This is a genomic window from Streptomyces sp. NBC_00885, from assembly GCF_045207475.1.
GTDB lineage: Bacteria > Actinomycetota > Actinomycetes > Streptomycetales > Streptomycetaceae > Streptomyces.
Map to the genome: position 1 here is coordinate 1,604,279 of NZ_CP108796.1, position 16,980 is coordinate 1,621,258.

Sequence of the window (16,980 nt, forward strand, 5' to 3'; positions counted from 1 at the left end):
GCATCGAGGGTCAGGCAGTAGCTGATCGCTTAGATGCCCAGCGAATGCACCAGAAGGCCGGAATGTCACTTTCGTGACTGTGAGTCAGATGTGCCGCTTCTATGGAGGCAAGACAGGCAGATGGGCAGCCTGAAACCCGAAATCTGATAGGCCATCACCTATCCGGGTTCACCCAGTAATCACCCTTTCATCACATGCGAATGAGGCGCCGCTTTCCCAGGGACATTGGGTTCGCGCGAGGATGCCTTAGAGTCTGCCCCGAAATCCGGACATTGGATTAAGGGGAGTGGAATCGTGTCTATATCACATAGGGGTGGGGCCTCTCCTGGGAGGTGGAGATCTCGTCTACTGTGCTCCATCCTGGCGTGTGGGATTCTCGCGCCAACGATGGGTGGCGAGCCCTCGAATGCCATCCCTCTCGACTCCGCCAACGTGGCCGCTGTCTCGTCCGATCCGGTGGCTGACGGGTCGATGAGCGAAGAGGACAAGGCCGTCCAGGACGCTCAAACCTCGGGTCAGCCTGTGGAGTTGCTCTCTGCCCGCACCGAGGCCAGTGACACGTGGGCACAGCCTGACGGGTCGTTCTCGGTGAAGCGGCACGGAACTGCCGTACGACTGTGGCGTGATGGTGCGTGGGTGACCGCCGATCCGACCCTCGCGTTCGCGGCGGATGGTTCCGTCGTACCGAAGGCGGCGTCGGTGTCGGTGAAGTTCTCCGGCGGGGGCAGCGGTCCGATGCTGTCCGGGGTCAAGGACGGGCGCACACTGTCGTTGTCGTGGCCCAAGCCCCTGCCCAAGCCCACGCTCGACGGGAACGTGGCGACGTACGCCGAGGTCCTCGCCGGTGTGGACCTGCAGTTGAAGGCCGAGGTGGAGGGTTTCTCGCAGCTGCTGGTGGTCAAGACCGCCGAGGCGGCGCAGAACTCCGAACTGGCCCAGCTGCAGTTCGCGATGAACACCGTCGGACTGAACGTGTCCAAGGACACGGACACCGGCACGCTGGTGGCGACCGACCCGGCCGGGCAGACCGTGTTCACCAGCCCCGCCCCCCTCATGTGGGACTCCAGCACCTCGAGCGCTCCTGCCGCACCGACAGCGCGTATGGCAACGCTGGCCACCTCGGACCCGGGAGACTCGTTCGAGCCCGGCGCGGGCGCCGAGGACGCGCAGATGGCCACCTCCGTCAGCGGCGACACGCTGACCATCACTCCGGACCAGGACCTGCTGACGGGGGCGGAGACCACCTACCCGGTTTACATCGACCCCAGTTGGGCCTGGGGCGAGTGGCAGCACTGGGCGCGCGTGTACAAGGCCTACCCCAACACGTCTTACTGGGACGCCAAGGAAGACGTTCGGGTCGGTTACGAGGCGGAGACGGGGGGCTCGAACCGGATCTCCCGTTCCTTCTTCCAGCTCGACACCAGTGACGTGACGGGTGCTCAGATCAAGAGCGCCACGTTCCGCGTCCGCAACACCTGGTCATGGTCGTGCCAGGACCGCCCCGTCGAGCTGTGGCAGGTCGGCGACATCTCCAAGAAGACGACGTGGAACAACCAGCCCGGCAAGATCGGGTCCCGGCTGGACGTCGTGAACGACTCCAAGGGCTGGAGCTCGGACTGCGCTGCTGGAAACCTGGAGTTCGACGCCACCGGCGCGGTACGGACCGCAGCGGCGGGCGACGACGCGAGCGTCACCCTGGGCCTCTATGCCGAAGACGAGACGGACACCTTCGGCTGGAAGAGGTTCGACCCGAAGACCGCCACGCTGGAGATCAAGTACAACAACCCGCCGAAGACGCCGAGCGGCCTGGGCACCAACCCCCGCACCAACTGCACAGCCGGCGGCAGCATCGGCAACGTCGCCGTCAGCCTGTACGCGAAGATCGACGACCCGGACGGCGGGAACCTGAGCGCCCAGTTCCAGGCGTTCAAGTCCGGCACGAGCACGCCGGTCGTCGACACGAGCGTCCCCGCGCTCAAGGGGCGGATGGCCACCGTCGTGCTGCCTTCGGCCAGCACCCCCAGCGGCGACTACACCTGGAAAGTCCGCGCCAAGGATCCAGACGGGCTGTACTCGGCCTGGAGCGCCACCTGCAAATTCACCCTGGACCGCAGCCGACCCAGCAAGCCGCCGATCATCACCTCTGACGGCAACGAATTCCCCAACGGTGACGCCGGATGGCCGAGCCCGACCGGCGCCGCCCGCTCCGAGGGGAAGTTCCTGTTCGCCGCGAACGGGGTCACGGACGTCGACTCCTACTTCTGGTGGACCGACACCGACCCCGACCTGAACCAGACTCAGGCGAGTTCGCCTTCCGCTCTGGTCACGCCACCGTCGTACGGTCCGCACCTGATATATGCGTACAGCGTGGACAAGGCCGGTAACCGCTCGGACACCGCCACCTACCTGTACTACGCCACACGCGCCCAGGAGCGCGACAAGCCCGGTGACCTCAACGGCGACGGCTTCAAGGACATCTGGAACACCGACACCAACGGAACGCTCCTCACCTACGCCGGGCGCGGCAGCCGGGAATTCTCGTCCGCGACGAACGGCGGCGGTACCTTCCCCGGCCAGCAGGTCACCTTCAGCGGGGACTGGGGGCAGGAGGGATACAACGACCTCATCTCGCTCGAGTACAACCAGAACGACAACAAGAACAAGTTGCGCGTCTACCCCAACAACGGCAAGGGGATCATCGACCGCGACAACTACCTCCAGCTGAGCGTCAGCTGTCCCGTACCCCGCCCCAGCGGCCGCTGCAAGGGTGAGGAGGGCTGGTCAGGCGACGACCACTGGTACAGCGCCGATCAGATCATCACCGGCGGCGACATCAACAACGACCAGACGGCCGACCTGCTGGTCAAGCAGGGCAAGCAGCTGTGGGTCTACTACGGCAACCGCTCCGCCCAGCTGGACAAGGTCCGCCCCCACCCGGTCCTGGTAGGCGAGACCGACTGGGACAAGTTCACCGTCGTCGTCCCCGGCGACCTCAACGGCGACACACTGCCCGACCTGCTGCTGCGCGAGAACGCTTCCGGCGACCTTTTCCGCTCCTACGGACAGGCCGACCCCACCGGCATCCTCGATTCGGCGACCTGGGGCAACTCCACCAGCCGCGTGAAGATCGCCACCGGCACCATGCCGCAGAGCCTCTACCCCACCATCGGCTCCTCCGGCGACCTCGACGGCGACGGCAACGGCGACAACATCAACGACGGCGACGGAATCCCCGATCTCTGGTCACGCAAGAAGGACAACACTCTCATCGGCTGGCCCGGCCACAAGACCGGCAACGATTTCACCGGCATCGGCGCCTACTTCCCGATCGACGGGGCCAACGGCGGCCGTCAGATCCCTGGCGGGACGACCCTCGCCAGCGGCCAGTCCCTGGCCTCCAACTCGGCCAAACTCACCATGCAGGCCGACGGCAACCTCGTCATCACCTCCAACGCGAACAAGACCCTGTGGTCCAGCGGCACGACCGGCAACACCGGCGCCACCGCACGCGTACTCGCAAACGGCAACCTCGCCGTCTACTCGGCCGACGGCAGCACCCAGCTATGGAGCACGGACGTCAAGGCAGACCCCAGCCACCCCGACGTCGAACCCGGTCTGACCGCAGACGGCCACGTCCTGCTCCAGGACCGCGGCAACCTCGTCGTCTACAACGGCAAGGGCCAGGCCGTCTGGTCCAGCGGCACCGTCACCCGACACGACTACAACGGCGACGGACGCAGCGACATGGGGCTGTGGTACGACTTCACCGCAGGCTCCGACGCCACATACACACTCCCGTCCAACTCGGACGGCTCGTTCAACCTCCCGATGAAGTCCTACGCAGCCGCAGTCGGGGTATGGGACGCAAAGGCCCTGAAGTTCGTCACCGGCGACTTCAACGGTGACGGACGCGGCGACCTGGCGGCGCTGCAAGCACACAGCGACACCGCCGTCACCCTGTGGACGGCGTTGGGCAAACCGGACGGCGGCTTCAACGCACCCTTCAAGTCCTGGCACGTCGGGCCCGGCATCATGCACACCAGCTACATGACCCCGCAGGCCGGCGACTTCAACGGCGACGGACGCGACGACATCGCCGTCTGGTACGCCTACCCCGACGGCACCAGCAAGCTCTTCACCTACACCGCCAGTGTCACCGGCGGCTTCAACAAGCCCTTCGAGTCCTGGTCCGCCCCAAGCGGCACCTGGCTCAGGAGCCGCTGCAAGTTCGTCACCGGCGACTTCAACGGCGACGGACGCGACGACATCGGCGTCTTCTACGGCCAGGGCGACAACACCGTGCGCAACCACACCTTCCTCGCCACCGTCACCGGAGGCTTTGCCAACCCGACATCGTGGTGGTACACCGCCTCCCTCGACTGGAACCGCTCCACCCCGCACGCCGGAGACTTCAACGGGGACCGACGCGACGACGCCATGATCTGGTACGACTACGCCGACGGCAGCGACAAGGTCTCCACCTTCATCGCCGAGTCCGAACCCGACGACCACTTCGGCTCCGCCTTCGTCTCCCTCTCCAGCAACGCCGGAAACTGGGACATCAAGCGAAGCCAGCTCGTCATCGGCGACTACAACGGCGACGGACGCGACGACATCGGCGCCATGCACCACCAACCCGACGACTCCGTGAAGATGTGGACCTGGACAGCCCGCGACGACGCCAAGTTCAACGGCGCACTCGCCAGCTGGACCTACACCGCAGACCAATGGGTCTACGCATCCACCCGATTCTTCAAGCCCTACAACTGATATCGAGGGACCGTCCCCTGACGGCGAGATAGCACGGGATGATCGAGGGGGATCCCGTCCGATCAGTTTGATCGGACGGGATCTCTTCGTTACCCGGGAGGTTCAACGGAGGTGCCGACACGCGGTCAGGCACTTTAAGAGCGCACCCGCAAGCACCTCGGAAAACGGAGCGACGACGTCACAGGATCAGCGGCAGAGGCTGCTCCCGCGATCCGGCTGTCACCGGCTGATGGCGTCCCTGCGCGCCGGACGCCGCGATCTGTGCGACTTCCGCCAACTGCCGGTCTGGACAGAAGCCTCAATTCCCCCATGGGACGCCGAGGGCATCGAAGCGTTCCTGGCAGATCCCACACGCAACCACCGGGCCCCACCACACGAGTCCGAGCAGTGCTGAGGAGCGGACGGGTGGCATCGCACGTTGGCTCCGCCCGCCCACTAGACCAGCAGACTTCGACCTGGGGTCTCGGCTCGCCAGGGCCCAACGAATACGCTGCGTAGCTGGCGCAGCGATCCCCCCAAGTCGTCACCCAGCCTCCCCCGCAACCGGCGTCGCTGGGGAGAATATGGGGAGAATGAAGCCGCCTGGGGAGCGCGTGGGGAGACTCGGCTGCGTAACACGGCATGACCCTGAAAGGCCGTGAAAAACGCTTCACCGCAGGCCAGAGGCCGAAGAATGCGCGTTTCCGCAGGTCAGGGCCGCTCGGGAGATGGGATCAAGAAGATCTCCTCGTGGGCGGCGATCCTGTTTGCGCCCACGCTGGTGGGGACGATCTACGGGATGAACTTCGAGACGATGCCGGAGCAGAAGTGGGCTGCGGGGTATCCGTTCGCGATCCTGCTCATGGCGGTGGTGTGCGTGAGCCTGTACTTCATCTTCAAGCGCCGCGACTGACTTTAGGCCGCCAACCCCTGCCTCCACCGACCATTGCAGCCCATTCCCTTACTCGACTGAGGTGGTCCGGTTGGAGTCCGGCGTACGGGGTGGGCTGGACGAGGAGCGTGGGGTGACCGCGGGCGGTGCGTTCGGCGGCCCAGGTGTGATCGAGGGTGGTGAAATCATCGTCGATCCAGGCGACGGCCGACTCGCCGAGCCAGGCGTCGACATGGTCGCGCTTCCACAGGTAGCCATCAGGGTGGCTGGTGGTGATCTGTGCGCGAGGCAGGTCGAGATACGGGACGTCCGGCAGGCCGAGGAGCGGGCCGATGATCGTGGTTGCGTCCTTGCGCCAGCTCGTGCACCACATGGGGGTGATGAGGCTGCTGGCCAGGAGGTCGGTGAGCAAGGTGCCGTGGTTGGGGTCGAGCCAGACGGACACCGTGTCGCTGGGAGCCCGACCGGAGGGGAGCACCTCGTGGCGGATGTGCGTGCGCGGGGTGCTGCCGTCCGCGGCCGGGAAGGGTATGAGGACTCCGTCGATGTCCAGCAGCAGGTAGGGCAGGGTCATCGGTGCCTTCGGGGTCAGCGTTTGCGGGCGGTGATCAGGAGAGTGGTGGGCCACGGGTCGCGGCGAGGGTGGCGGAGCTCCAGTGCAGAGGTGATGCGCAGGCCAGTCCGCGAGAGGTGGGCGCCCCAGCGGTGGACGTCGAACTCCCAGCGAGCGATGGGAAGTCGGGTGTGGTCGGGCATGGTGACGTTGTCCTCGCGCGGACGGTCGTCTGCGGATGGATGTCTTCCGGCCCGTGCCGGGTGTGGGACGGAGAAGGCCAGGACACCGCCCGGATGGAGGCGACGGGAAATGGCGGCAAGCAGGAGCTCAGGGGCGATGAGGCCGACGGCGCCGAAGACGGAGTAGATCGCGTCGAAGGTCTGGCCGGTGGCCTGCAAGTGGTGCAGTGCGTGGCCTACGGCGAACGTGGCGCCGTCGATGCTGCCGTAGTGGGAGCGGGCACGGCGTATCTGGAGGCCGACCAGGTCCACGCCGGTGACGCGGGCATGGTGGTGCTTCGCGAGGTGGGCCACGTTGTGGCCTGGGCCGCAGCCCAGCTCCAGGAGGCGCTTGCTGCGAAGGTCCGGGCCGAGGATCGAGGCGCCCGGACCGAGGCCCGGGTGGGTGCTCCATTCCATCCGGGCCGGTGCCGTGAGCGCGTGGGCGGGGGCAGCGGCCATGCGCTGGACAGCGTGGGCGTACCAGGGGGAGAGGGTGAGCACCTAGACCTCCAAGAACTGGACCACGTCGTTCAGGTGGCGGCGGACTACGCGGATGTACGCGGGGTCCCTGGCCGGGTCGTTGATCCAGCGGATGGCCTGCTCCATGAACCACTCGACGGCCCACATGCGGTGCCAGCCCAGGGCCCACGCCTCCGCGGCCAGGCCACCTCGGGCGGCTAGGGCGTCCTCGTGGCCGCCTGCGGTGACGTACTGCTCCAGGAACACCCGCAGTCGCACGGGACTCGGTGCGTCGGTGGTGCCGTGGTAGGAGGCGAGGTCGATCAGGCCGGGGCCGGTGAAGGCGCGGGCGAAGTCGAGGAGGTGCCAGCCGTTCTCCCCGATGTGGATGCTCGTGGGGTGGAACTCGGAGTGGACCCAGCCGAACGGGTCGAGCGTTGCCCCCTGGACGCGGGCCTTGGCCGCGGCGGAGATCTTCTCCAGAGCGGTCCCGATGTCGTCGCAGTCGGTCCACCGGTCGGCTTTCCGCAGCCGCTGGAGGTGATCGAGGGCTTGGCCGGGCAGGACGGCGAGGCCCGCGCCGTCGAGGAGGGGCAGGCCGCCGGCCGGGTGGGCGGCGTGGAGCATCACGGCGGCGGCGACGCCGTCGAGGTCGTCGGCGTTCCGCACCGGGGTGCCGAGGTCGTCCATGAGCATCCCGAGCCAGCGGTCCTGCATGGCGGTGGCGTGGAGCTTGGGGACCGGCAGCCCGCGCTGGTGCGCCAACCTCAGGGCTTGGGCCTCGCGGTCGAAGGGCTCCTTGGCGTACTTGAAGACGGCCGTGGTGCCGTCGGGGAAGGTGACGCGTTCGACGCCGGACATGCCCCAGACACGGATCTCGGCACGTTCGGGGCGGGGTTTGCCGACGAGGGTGCACAGTTCGTCCAGCAGGGCGGTGGTCAGGCTCTGGTCCATGGGGTTCTCCAAGGGGCTGGTGGGCTCCGGGGGCGGGCGAGCAGATCAGCCCGCCCCGGAGCCGTACGGGGGCTGGGGGTTACTCGGCCGCGGTCACGCGGTGGGCGTAGACCTGCTCGATCCAGGCCGCTTTGAACTCGGCCAGGTCGTCACGGAAGTTGGCCATCGAGGCACCGTAGGGCGCCACAACTCCGCCGGTCTGGTCCGGCACGGACTGGCAGCCGTGTACGAGCCGGCCGCCGAGAGCGGCGTGGGCCTTGATGGACTCGATCCGGCGGTGCTCGTTGAACCAGCCGCCGTGGTAGACCTCGTCCAGCATTCCGCCCATCTGGTCGTCCAGGTCGAAGACGACGGAGGTGGCGGCGGGGAAGAACCAGCAGGGTCCGACGTTGGAGATGTGCCCGTCCAGCTCGACCTTGTTGAGCGCCATGAGCGTGGCCGCCTCGCGCAGCATGCGCAGGTGGTCGGCGGTGATTTGGGGCAGGCCGAGGCCGGCCAGGTGCTCCTCGCGGAAGAGGTAGGAGTAAACCTCGTACGCCGTCGCCAGCACGCGGGGCGCGTCGGAGGTGGACTCTCCGTGGTTCTTGATGAAGTCGAGCGCGAGCTGCTCGACCGCGCTCTCGGTCGTCTCGTCCACGCCCAGGAGCTGGGACTTGACCAGCTCCCAGTCGGCGACGAGCCAGGTGCTGGACTCGAAGCGGAAGAAGTACTCGGCCGGGTCGATGGTGATGCGTCGGCCGTCCACCTGGATGCCGGGCAGGCGGCTCCAGCGCGGGTCGAAGGCGTCGGACAGCTCGACAGTGATGGCCGCGGTGTCGATGGTGGTCACCGTTTCTCCGTCTCTGATCGGCCGGGCCGGGGCATAGGAATGCCCGAGCCCGGTGGGGCGTAAGGAACTTGGGGGTCGCCCAGCCCGTGAGCCGGGCGCCTGTCGATAAGTGAACTGCCCGCTACGCAGAGTGGGTACCGTGTGACCGAGTCCAAGCGGTATACGCGGTTTACAACTCCGGGACGGAGGGTCGTGCCAGCGCCGATCAACCCCAACTCCCGCCTGCGCGCAACCATCGACGCCGCAGGATGTACGTATGAGGCGCTCGCCAAGGACGTACGACGCATCGCCGCAGAGAACGGCGAGCTGCTTCAAACCAACAAGTCAGCCATCTCTCACTGGGCGAACGGCACCCGCGCCCCGTCGGGTCGGACAGGCCAGTACCTCGCTGAAGCCCTCTCGCGCCGACTGGCCCGCGTTGTCACCCAAACCGAGCTTGGACTCCACCCACCCGACACGGAGCCCTCGCCAGACACCGACCCGGTGACCACGGTCACCGACCTCGGCCGCGCGGACGTCGAACGCCGCCGCTTCCTCGCCATCGCCGCCTTCACCGCGGCTGGTGTCGCCATGCCGCTCCTGCACGACCACGAAGCCGCCTCCCGCATGCTCCGCGCCCGCACCGCCCGCTCCCTCGTCGGCGGCGAGGACATCGACGTCGTACGGCAGATCACGGTGGCTTTCAGTGCCGCCGACGAACGCCTCGGCGGCGGGCACGGCCTGACCACAGTCACTGCCTACCTCGCCGACACCGCAGCACCCATGCTCCGCGGACGGTTCCCCTCGGAACGCTTACGTCAGGCAGCTTTCGGCGCCGTCGCCGAACTCGCCTACCTCGCCGGCTGGAAACACCACGACCTCGGCCACGAAGGCGCCGCCCAGCGCTACTACCAGGTCGGATACCAGCTCGCCTGCGAAGCCGACCCCCACGGCCACGCCGCCTGGATGATGCGCGCCCTCGCCCACCAGGCCCTCAGCCTCAGACAGCCACACCACTGCGTGGACCTCGTCGAAGCCGCCCTCATCCGCGGCCTCGGCCGCGTCGACAGCCAGACTGAAGCCCTCCTCCACATCACCCACGCTCGCGCCTACGCGGCTGTCGACGAGAACCCCTCGGCCGCACGCGCCCTTCTCGCCGCCGAGGATGCCCTCCTACGTGACGACGGGCCGCAACCCAGCTTCTCTCGCGTCAGCGGCCCCGCCGCCGGCACCGTGGCCAGCCACACCGCCCGTACCCTGACCGACCTCGCCGACCACGTGGGCACCGAACAGCAGCACCGCGACGCCCTCACCCGTTGGGATCCGGAGAAGTACAAACGCGTCCACGCCCTCACCCACGCCGACCTCGGCGACAGCCTCGCCGCCCAAGCCCGTGCAGACGAAGCGGTTGCCGCCTGGACCCAGGCGCTGGTCCTCATGGAAGGCATGACCTCTGACCGCACCCGCAAAGCCATCGCGTCGATCCGCTCCACCCTCGCGGTCTACCAGCGCCGCCGTGTCCCCGGTGCCGCCGATCTCGCCCGCCGCGCCCGCGAGGCCCTCGCCTAACATGCCCAAGAACCCGCCCGACGAAGGGAATCCCGTGGCTCAGCAGACCGACGACCGCTCCCGAGCCCTCGAGCCGGCGCTCGACTCGATGACCCTGCTGGTCGCGGCCGTCATCGTCCACGACAAGGCCACGAATCGCGTCGTCCTCCTCCAGCGCAGCGAAATCGCCAAGTTCGCCCAGGGCATGTGGGACTTGCCGGTCGGCAAGAGCGAGCCGGGAGAACCGATCACGGAAACCGCGGTCCGCGAGCTCTACGAGGAGACCGGCCTCACCGTGAAGCCCGAGTCCCTCAAGGTCGCCCACATCATCCACGGCGCATGGGGCGTCGAAGCCCCCAACGGATTCCTGACCGTCGTCTTCGCCGCCCACGAATGGACGGGCGAACCCGAGAACCGCGAACCCCGCAAGCACTCCCAAGTCCGCTGGATCGACGCCAACGCCATCCCCAAGGAGTTCGTGGACACCACCGCCAGCGCCCTCCGCCGCTACCTCACCGAAGGCTCCCAGGTCTCTCTCGACGGCTGGTCCTGACTCGGCAGACAACGCACCCCTGGGGGCCCAACAGACAGGAGCACCACCGCAGTGGGCAGGACTGAGTACTACTACGACCCCAAGGCCAACACCCTGATTCCCGCCACGCTCGTCGTCAACAGCGAGGGAATCTACCGATCACGGCAAGCAACCGCGGCTCGACCGGACGCGGTGGGCGTGTGACCGGTCGGCCGGCGGCCGCGGTGCTGCCCCCATCGCTGCGCGTGTGGCTCGGGCTGATCGCGGGCCTCGCCGCGCTGGTGGTCGTCGTGCTCGGGGTCCTGTACGCAGGCCACAGCGAGCCCGGCACGGTGGACAGGTGGATCATCCAGCCGACGGCGGACAGTGTGGGGCCGCCGTGGCGGGACGTGGCTCTGGCCCTGGACTTCCTGGGCGAACCCGCCGGAGCCGCGATGCTGGTCGTGGCCGCCGTGGCGGGCTGCCTGCTGCTTCGGCGTCCTCGTGCGGCGGTGCTCGTCGTGGCCGGCGTCGGCCTGACCGTGGGGACGGCGACGCTGCTCAAGCACCTGGTGGGACGCACCATCCACGGCGACGGCAATCTGTCCTACCCGAGCGGGCACACCGCCTTCTTCACCGCGTTCGCCCTCATGGTGACGCTGCTCGCGACCGGCCGGCTCCGCCTCGGCAGGACGGCCGGCCTGCTACTCGTGCTCGCCACTGCGCTGGCCGCCGGCGCCGCCATGGGCTGGGCGCAGGTCGCCCTGGGCGCGCACTACCCGACCGACGTCCTCGGCGGCTGGTGCACCGCGCTGGCGGTGATACCGGCGACTGCGTGGCTGGTCGACCGCCTGGCCGACCGGCTGGCCGACGCCGGTCGGCGGCAGCTTCGCTGACGTCACGTCACGCCAAGCGGCGGAATACGGGCTTCACCGGCCGCCCGGCCAGCCAGGGGGTGGGGTCGGCGGCGTCCAGTGCCTTCCGGTACACCGCACATGCCTGGGCCACCACATCGACGGTGTGATCGATGTCGGCGTCGCTGAGCGCGCTGCTCACCACGAACGACGGGGCCAGCACTCCGCCCGCGAGGAGCCGGTGCAGGAACATGGTGCGGTACTGCTGCGACGGCTGCCCGTTCTCGTCGAGGGTGGCGAAGACCAGGTTGCTGGCCCGGCCCCGGACGACGACGTGGTCGCCGACGCCCATGCCGGCCGCGGCGTCGCGGACACCGGCGGCCAGCCGCTCGCCGAGGGCGTGCAGCCGCGCGGTGATGCCCTCCTCGACGTAGGTGGTGAGCACGGCCATCGCGGCGGCCAGCGAATGAGTCTCCGCACCGTGTGTGGTGGACAGCAGGAACACCCGCTCGCCGGAGTGACGCAGCCCGCCCCGCTCCATCAGATCGCGGCGCCCGGCCAGCGCGGAGACGGCGAACCCGTTGCCCAGCGCCTTGCCGAACGTGGAGAGGTCGGGGACGACGCCGTACAGGCCCTGGGCGCCCGCCTCGGACCAGCGGAGGCCGGTGATCATCTCGTCGAAGATCAGTACGCAGCCGTGCTTGTCGGCCAGCTCGCGCAGGCCGGCGAGGTACCCGGGCGGCGGCTCGGTGTGGCCGGCGGGCTCCAGGATCAGGCAGGCCACCTCGTTCTGGTACCGCGTCAGCAGCTCCTCCGTGGCTGCCAGGTCCCCGTAGGGGAACGCCACGGTGAGCTCGGTGGTCGCCGCCGGAATGCCGGCGGACATCGGCGTGGTTCCGATGAACCAGTCGTCGACGGAGAAGAACGGATGGTCGCCGCAGATGGCCACCCGCGGGCGCCCGGTGACGGCGCGGGCGAGGCGCACCGCGGCGGTGGTGACGTCGGAGCCGTTCTTCGCGAACTTCACCATCTCGGCGGTCGGCACCGTGGCCAGGAAGCGTTCCGCGGCCTCGACCTCCACGATGGACGGCCGCACGAAGTTGCTGCCGCGGTCGAGTTCCCGCCGCGCCGCTTCGATCACGCGTGGGTGGGCGTGGCCGAGGCTGACCGACCGCAGGCCGGATCCGTACTCGATGTAGCGGTTGCCGTCGATGTCCCACACGTGGGCACCGCGGCCGTGGCTGATGACCGGGGCCAGGTTCTCGGGGTACTGGTCGTCGCCTTTGGCGTAGGTGTGCGCGCCCCCGGGGATCATGGCGTGCAGCCGCTCGTTCGCCAGCCGCGACCGGGGCAGTTGGAACTCTTCGGTGTCCACGCTGACTTCAGCTCTCTTTCTGCTTCAGGGCCTCGGCGAGGCTCGGTGCCTCCCGGTCCCGCTGGGACATCGATGTGATCTCCAGCGGCCAGGGGATGGCGAGTTCCGGGTCGTCGAAGGCGATCGTCACGTCCTCGGCCGGATCGTGCGGGCGGTCGATCCGGTACGAGGTGTCGGCGGTCTCGGTCAGCGCCTGGAAGCCGTGCGCGCACCCCGCCGGGATGTACAGGGTCACCTGGGTCTCGCCGGACAGCTCGAAGAAGGCCCGTCCCAGGTAGGTCGGCGAGTCGGGCCGCAGGTCCACGACGACGTCGAAGATCTTCCCGTACGAGCACCGCACCAGCTTGGCCTCGCCCGCGCCGGAGCGCAGGTGCATGCCGCGCAGCACGCCCTTCACCGAGCGGGACACGCTGTCCTGGATGAAGGTGTCCGGGTCGATGCCCACCGAGCGGACCACGTCGGCGTCGAAGGTACGGCAGAAGAAGCCGCGCTCGTCGGCGTACGGCGTCGGCTCGAACAGGTACGCGCCGGCGATCGCCGGGACTTCGGTCGCCTTCATGAAGCCTCCCGCAGGGCGTGGGCGTGGTCGGCCGCCGGGAACAGGGCCGAGGTCAAAACGGCGAACTGGTGCTCAAGTTGCCGGACGGCGACCAGGTTCCGCTCGGAGAGGGTCCGCCGCAGCTCCACCGATCGCCTCTCCAGCGCCCGGAACTGCTCGAGCAGCCGGTCGGCGTCGACCTCGCGGGCCGGATGGCAGTACGCGCCGAGACCCATCCGGTCCATGAGTGCGTCGCTCTTCGCCGCATAGCTGAGTGCGAGCGTCGGCGTGCCGACCTTCAGCGCGCAGATCAGGTTGTGGTACCGGGTCGCCACCACGGTGTCGGCAGCCGCCATCTCCTTCATCAGGTCGGCCAGCGAGGCCGTCTCGGCGGCGGTGACCAGCGGCGAGTCAACCGCGTCGAGGATCGCGGCGACCACCGGCGCATCGCACTCGTCGCCGGTGAGCAGCCGGACCGGCCTGCCGTCCTCGACCAGCGCGCGGACGAAGCGGGTCGTCCCATCGAGGTAGCGCCGGTGGATCTCCTCGGCCCGGGCGCGGTCGTCGTTGCCGCCGTGGAAGGCCATGACGCCGACGCATACCGGGCCCGGCGGGCCCGAGGCCGCGCTCGCCGGCAGCGTCGGCAGGGCGAAGGCGAGGTCCGGGTAGACCTCGTCGCGCGCGGTGTCCACGCCCATCGCCCGCATCGCGTCACGGGACAGGGAGTCTCGGTACGACCGGTACGTGGCCAGCCGCGCCGACCAGCGCACCAGGGCCCGGGTCGGCCGGTTGCCGATCGCGGCGGCGCCGACGCTGACCAGCGCGACCCGGGTGCGCAGCAGCCGGCCGCTCGCGCACAGCAGGAACAGCGAGTACGGGAAGCCCCACGGCCGCAGCGGCAGCGTGGCCTCCAGGACGCCCATGCCCGGCACGATCACCACGTCGTGCCGGCGCACCCAGGCAGCGGTGCGGAAGACGTCGACGAGTTTGCCCAGGCCCTTGCCGGCGATCGCGCCCGCACGCGACGCGGTCCGGTACTCCCCGCGGTACCAGTGCAGCCGTGTCGCGGGGATCCCGAACCGGGCCGTCACGGCATCGGGTCCGCCGCACAGCGCGTCCACGACCGCCTCCGGGTGCGCGGCGCGGAGATACCCGAGCACGGCCTCGAGCGACCCGTCGTTGCCGAGGTTGCCGGAGCCGAGCAGGCCGAACACCCCGACGCGCACCGGGGTTTGGTCCGCGGACGTCATGCCTGCCCTCCTGTACGACCCTCACGGCCGGCGACGAGGGCGTCGACGGAGACGGTGAGTCGGCCCGGGTCGACCGGGGCGCGGTCCTCGACCCGCTCGCCGGCGCCCGGCCGGACCCGGCTGGTCATCCAGGCGGCCAAGTGGCGGTAGCACGCGCGCCGGTCGGCCGGGGACAACGGCGCCCGCCGGATCGCCGAGGCGAAGCCCCAGACGTACTCGGCGAGCAGCCGCGGCGTCGGGTGCATCAAGCCTGCCCGGCGCGGGTCCAGGTTGACGCACCGCGAGCGCTTGGACGGGTTCGCCCGCTCGGCGCGGGTGGGGTGGTCGCGGCGGAAGTACAGCAGCTCCGGCACCTGGTGGAAGGGCCCGTGCAGGGTGATCTCGGCGACGAACGTGCGGTCCGCGTGGTGGTAGCTGTCGTGCGGCTTCACCCGGCGCAGCACATCGGCCCGCATCACCCCGTAGAAGTCGTCGCCACCGGGCTCGAACAGCAGACTGCGAAAGCGCTCCGGCGCGTGGGGCGAGTCGGTGGCGAGCCCGTACTCGTACGGGACCTTCACCTGGCCCTCGCCGTCGATGACCGCCTGGCCGCTGTGCGCGAGGATCACGTCCGGCCGCTCGTCCAGCGCCGACACGCAGCGCCGTAGCAGGTCCCTGGCGTACAGGTCGTCGTGCGAGGCCCACTTGAACAGCTCGCCGCGGCACTCGGTGAACACGTAATTGTGGTTCGGCGCGGCGCCGATGTTCCGGGGCAGCCGGAGGTACCGGATGCGCGAGTCCTGCGCGGCGTACTTGCGGCAGATCTCCTGAGTCCCGTCGGTCGAGGCGTTGTCGGAGATGACCAACTCGAAGTCCTCGTAGGTCTGGCCGAGCAGGGCGTCGAGTGACTCGGCCAGGTACTCCTCGCCGTTGTACACGGGCAGCCCGATGCTCAACCGGGGATGGGCGTTCATGGCGTCCTCACTTCGGGGATGGGGTTCTGGTGGCGCTCGCGCAGGGCGGACCGCAGCTGCAGCCACCACACGGCCGAGCCGCAGACGGTCGCGGCGGCGACGCCCCAGGCCGAGCCGATCGTGCCGGCCACGGCGGCCCCGCCGAGCCCGCCGATGGCGTAACAGGCGGAGGCGAACAGCTGGCAGCGCAGGCTGCGCCGGGCCGCGGCGAGCGCGCGCAGTCCGGCCGCCGCGCCGGTGCCGAGGCCGGCGCCCGCGACGCCGAGCGTGGCCGGCACGATGAGCGCCGAGGCGGAGTGCCAGACGCCGCCGAGTACGAACTCGCCGGCCCGGTCCGGCATCAGCAGCAGCGCCCCGCCCCAGAGCAGCGCGGCGGCGGCCTGCCCGCCGCCCAGCAGGAGGCAGAACGTGCGAAGGCGGTGCGGGGCCTGCCGCAGCACCCGTGCCGCCTCGGCGACGGTGACCAGCGACAGCCCCATCAGCAGAGCGAGGAACGGGCCGAGCAGGAGCTCGGCGCCCCGGACCGCACCGACCGCGCCGACCCCGACGATCGCGCCGAGCCCGTACGCCCGCAGCTGGCTCGCGCCGCTGAGGCTGACGTTCTCGACCAGGTACCGGTAGCCGAGATCGCGGTGCTCGCGAAGCCACTGGCGCGCTCCGGTCAGCTGGGGCCGGATGCCGGACTGGAAGCAGCCGTACCCCGCGGCCACCGCGGCGGACGCGCCCCAGGCGAGTACGAAAGCGGCCACGCTGCCGACGCGGGCCGCAACAACCATGGCTGGGATGAGCGTGACGCCCCACACGAGGTCGTTGGCGAACGCCTTTTGCCCGGTGCCGGCGGCGAAGAATGCGAATCTCCAGGCGTCCTGCAGCAGCAGCGCCGGCAGTACGACGCCGAGGCAGGCGAACGCGGGCCCCACGCGGCCGCCGAGGCCCAGCCCGACCAGCAGACAGACCGCGCCGAGGACGGCACCGACGCCGAGCGCGGCACCCGACGACCGGGCCGCCGCCGAGCGCCAGGACACCTCCGGCACGCCGCTGAAGCGCACCACGAGCGGGTCGGTGGCCAGCCCGCGGGCGACGTTGAGCACCACGCCGTAGGTCAGCCAGGCCAGGCTGAACACGCCGAACGCGGTCAGCCCCAGCGAGCGTGCCACGTAGATCCCCACCGCGAAGTTGGTCATGCTGGAGGCCGCCTGGTCGGCGAGTCCCCAGGACAGCCTGCCGACGATGGCCCGCTTGGCGGTCCGCCGGGTGTGTCCGGCCCGGTCCGCCGGTGTCGTCGGCTTCTCCCCCTCGGTGGTCATCGGCG

Annotated in this window: 14 protein-coding genes and 1 pseudogene; 6 read left to right on the forward strand and 9 right to left on the reverse strand. The window is 69.4% G+C overall.

Going from position 1 to position 16,980, the window contains the following annotated elements:
* The first annotated feature begins 432 nt into the window (after positions 1–432).
* Positions 433–4,770, forward strand: coding sequence for an FG-GAP-like repeat-containing protein (locus tag OHA61_RS07360; RefSeq protein WP_406302323.1), 4,338 nt, complete (start codon positions 433–435; stop codon positions 4,768–4,770).
* Positions 4,771–5,479: 709 nt separating this feature from the next.
* Positions 5,480–5,662, forward strand: a pseudogene (locus OHA61_RS07365) (CorA family divalent cation transporter); the annotation flags it as partial.
* Here the strand turns inward: OHA61_RS07365 and OHA61_RS07370 are convergent.
* The 4 genes from OHA61_RS07370 to OHA61_RS07385 form a co-directional block, all read right to left on the reverse strand.
* Positions 5,646–6,215 carry an HAD domain-containing protein gene (locus OHA61_RS07370; RefSeq protein ID WP_406302324.1) on the reverse strand — a complete coding sequence of 190 codons (570 nt, stop codon included), beginning with the start codon at positions 6,213–6,215 and terminating at the stop codon, positions 5,646–5,648. The pseudogene OHA61_RS07365 and the gene OHA61_RS07370 sit on opposite strands and share 17 nt — an antisense overlap.
* 14 nt (positions 6,216–6,229) lie before the next feature.
* Positions 6,230–6,877 carry an SAM-dependent methyltransferase gene (locus OHA61_RS07375; RefSeq protein ID WP_406307299.1) on the reverse strand — a complete coding sequence of 216 codons (648 nt, stop codon included), beginning with the start codon at positions 6,875–6,877 and terminating at the stop codon, positions 6,230–6,232.
* 42 nt (positions 6,878–6,919) lie between these two features.
* Positions 6,920–7,831 carry an aminoglycoside phosphotransferase family protein gene (locus OHA61_RS07380; protein ID WP_406302325.1) on the reverse strand — a complete coding sequence of 304 codons (912 nt, stop codon included), beginning with the start codon at positions 7,829–7,831 and terminating at the stop codon, positions 6,920–6,922.
* Positions 7,832–7,910: 79 nt separating this feature from the next.
* Positions 7,911–8,660 carry a hypothetical protein gene (locus tag OHA61_RS07385; RefSeq protein ID WP_406302326.1) on the reverse strand — a complete coding sequence of 250 codons (750 nt, stop codon included), beginning with the start codon at positions 8,658–8,660 and terminating at the stop codon, positions 7,911–7,913.
* Positions 8,661–8,852: 192 nt separating this feature from the next.
* Here OHA61_RS07385 and OHA61_RS07390 point away from each other — a divergent pair, with 192 nt between their 5' ends.
* Genes OHA61_RS07390 through OHA61_RS07405 form a run of 4 tightly spaced genes read left to right on the forward strand, consistent with a single transcriptional unit; the run spans position 8,853 to position 11,594 of the window.
* Entirely contained in the window at positions 8,853–10,208 is a 1,356-nt protein-coding gene (locus OHA61_RS07390) for a helix-turn-helix domain-containing protein (RefSeq protein ID WP_406302327.1), read from the forward strand.
* Position 10,209: 1 nt separating this feature from the next.
* Positions 10,210–10,740 (forward strand): NUDIX domain-containing protein, encoded by a 531-nt coding sequence (locus OHA61_RS07395; protein WP_406302328.1) that lies wholly within the window; start codon positions 10,210–10,212, stop codon positions 10,738–10,740.
* Positions 10,741–10,791: 51 nt separating this feature from the next.
* Positions 10,792–10,923 (forward strand): hypothetical protein, encoded by a 132-nt coding sequence (locus OHA61_RS07400; protein ID WP_406302329.1) that lies wholly within the window; start codon positions 10,792–10,794, stop codon positions 10,921–10,923.
* Entirely contained in the window at positions 10,920–11,594 is a 675-nt protein-coding gene (locus tag OHA61_RS07405; protein ID WP_406302330.1) for a phosphatase PAP2 family protein, read from the forward strand. Before OHA61_RS07400 ends, OHA61_RS07405 begins: the two co-directional genes overlap by 4 nt.
* Positions 11,595–11,601: 7 nt before the next feature.
* On the opposite strand, the gene OHA61_RS07410 is transcribed toward OHA61_RS07405, so the two are convergent.
* The 5 genes from OHA61_RS07410 to OHA61_RS07430 are packed head-to-tail and all read right to left on the reverse strand — an operon-like array spanning position 11,602 to position 16,975.
* Positions 11,602–12,927 (reverse strand): glutamate-1-semialdehyde 2,1-aminomutase, encoded by a 1,326-nt coding sequence (locus OHA61_RS07410; RefSeq protein WP_406302331.1) that lies wholly within the window; start codon positions 12,925–12,927, stop codon positions 11,602–11,604.
* Positions 12,928–12,934: 7 nt separating this feature from the next.
* A complete protein-coding gene (rfbC, locus tag OHA61_RS07415; RefSeq protein ID WP_406302332.1) occupies positions 12,935–13,486 on the reverse strand; it encodes a dTDP-4-dehydrorhamnose 3,5-epimerase in 552 nt (183 codons plus the stop codon).
* Positions 13,483–14,715, reverse strand: coding sequence for a polysaccharide pyruvyl transferase family protein (locus tag OHA61_RS07420; RefSeq protein ID WP_406302333.1), 1,233 nt, complete (start codon positions 14,713–14,715; stop codon positions 13,483–13,485). Before OHA61_RS07420 ends, rfbC begins: the two co-directional genes overlap by 4 nt.
* Positions 14,712–15,668 (reverse strand): glycosyltransferase family 2 protein, encoded by a 957-nt coding sequence (locus tag OHA61_RS07425; RefSeq protein WP_406302334.1) that lies wholly within the window; start codon positions 15,666–15,668, stop codon positions 14,712–14,714. Before OHA61_RS07425 ends, OHA61_RS07420 begins: the two co-directional genes overlap by 4 nt.
* Positions 15,665–16,975 carry a hypothetical protein gene (locus OHA61_RS07430; protein WP_406302335.1) on the reverse strand — a complete coding sequence of 437 codons (1,311 nt, stop codon included), beginning with the start codon at positions 16,973–16,975 and terminating at the stop codon, positions 15,665–15,667. Before OHA61_RS07430 ends, OHA61_RS07425 begins: the two co-directional genes overlap by 4 nt.
* Positions 16,976–16,980 lie beyond the last annotated feature (5 nt).

Excerpts from the sequence above, each read along its gene's own strand:
- OHA61_RS07420 (WP_406302333.1), bottom strand. The coding sequence starts at position 14,715 with ATGACGTCCGCGGACCAAACCCCGGTGCGCGTCGGGGTGTTCGGCCTG.
- OHA61_RS07370 (WP_406302324.1), bottom strand. The coding sequence starts at position 6,215 with ATGACCCTGCCCTACCTGCTGCTGGACATCGACGGAGTCCTCATACCC.
- OHA61_RS07380 (WP_406302325.1), bottom strand. The coding sequence starts at position 7,831 with ATGGACCAGAGCCTGACCACCGCCCTGCTGGACGAACTGTGCACCCTC.
- OHA61_RS07430 (WP_406302335.1), bottom strand. The coding sequence starts at position 16,975 with ATGACCACCGAGGGGGAGAAGCCGACGACACCGGCGGACCGGGCCGGA.
- rfbC (WP_406302332.1), bottom strand. The coding sequence starts at position 13,486 with ATGAAGGCGACCGAAGTCCCGGCGATCGCCGGCGCGTACCTGTTCGAG.
- OHA61_RS07425 (WP_406302334.1), bottom strand. The coding sequence starts at position 15,668 with ATGAACGCCCATCCCCGGTTGAGCATCGGGCTGCCCGTGTACAACGGC.
- OHA61_RS07375 (WP_406307299.1), bottom strand. The coding sequence starts at position 6,877 with ATGGCCGCTGCCCCCGCCCACGCGCTCACGGCACCGGCCCGGATGGAA.
- OHA61_RS07395 (WP_406302328.1), top strand. The coding sequence starts at position 10,210 with ATGCCCAAGAACCCGCCCGACGAAGGGAATCCCGTGGCTCAGCAGACC.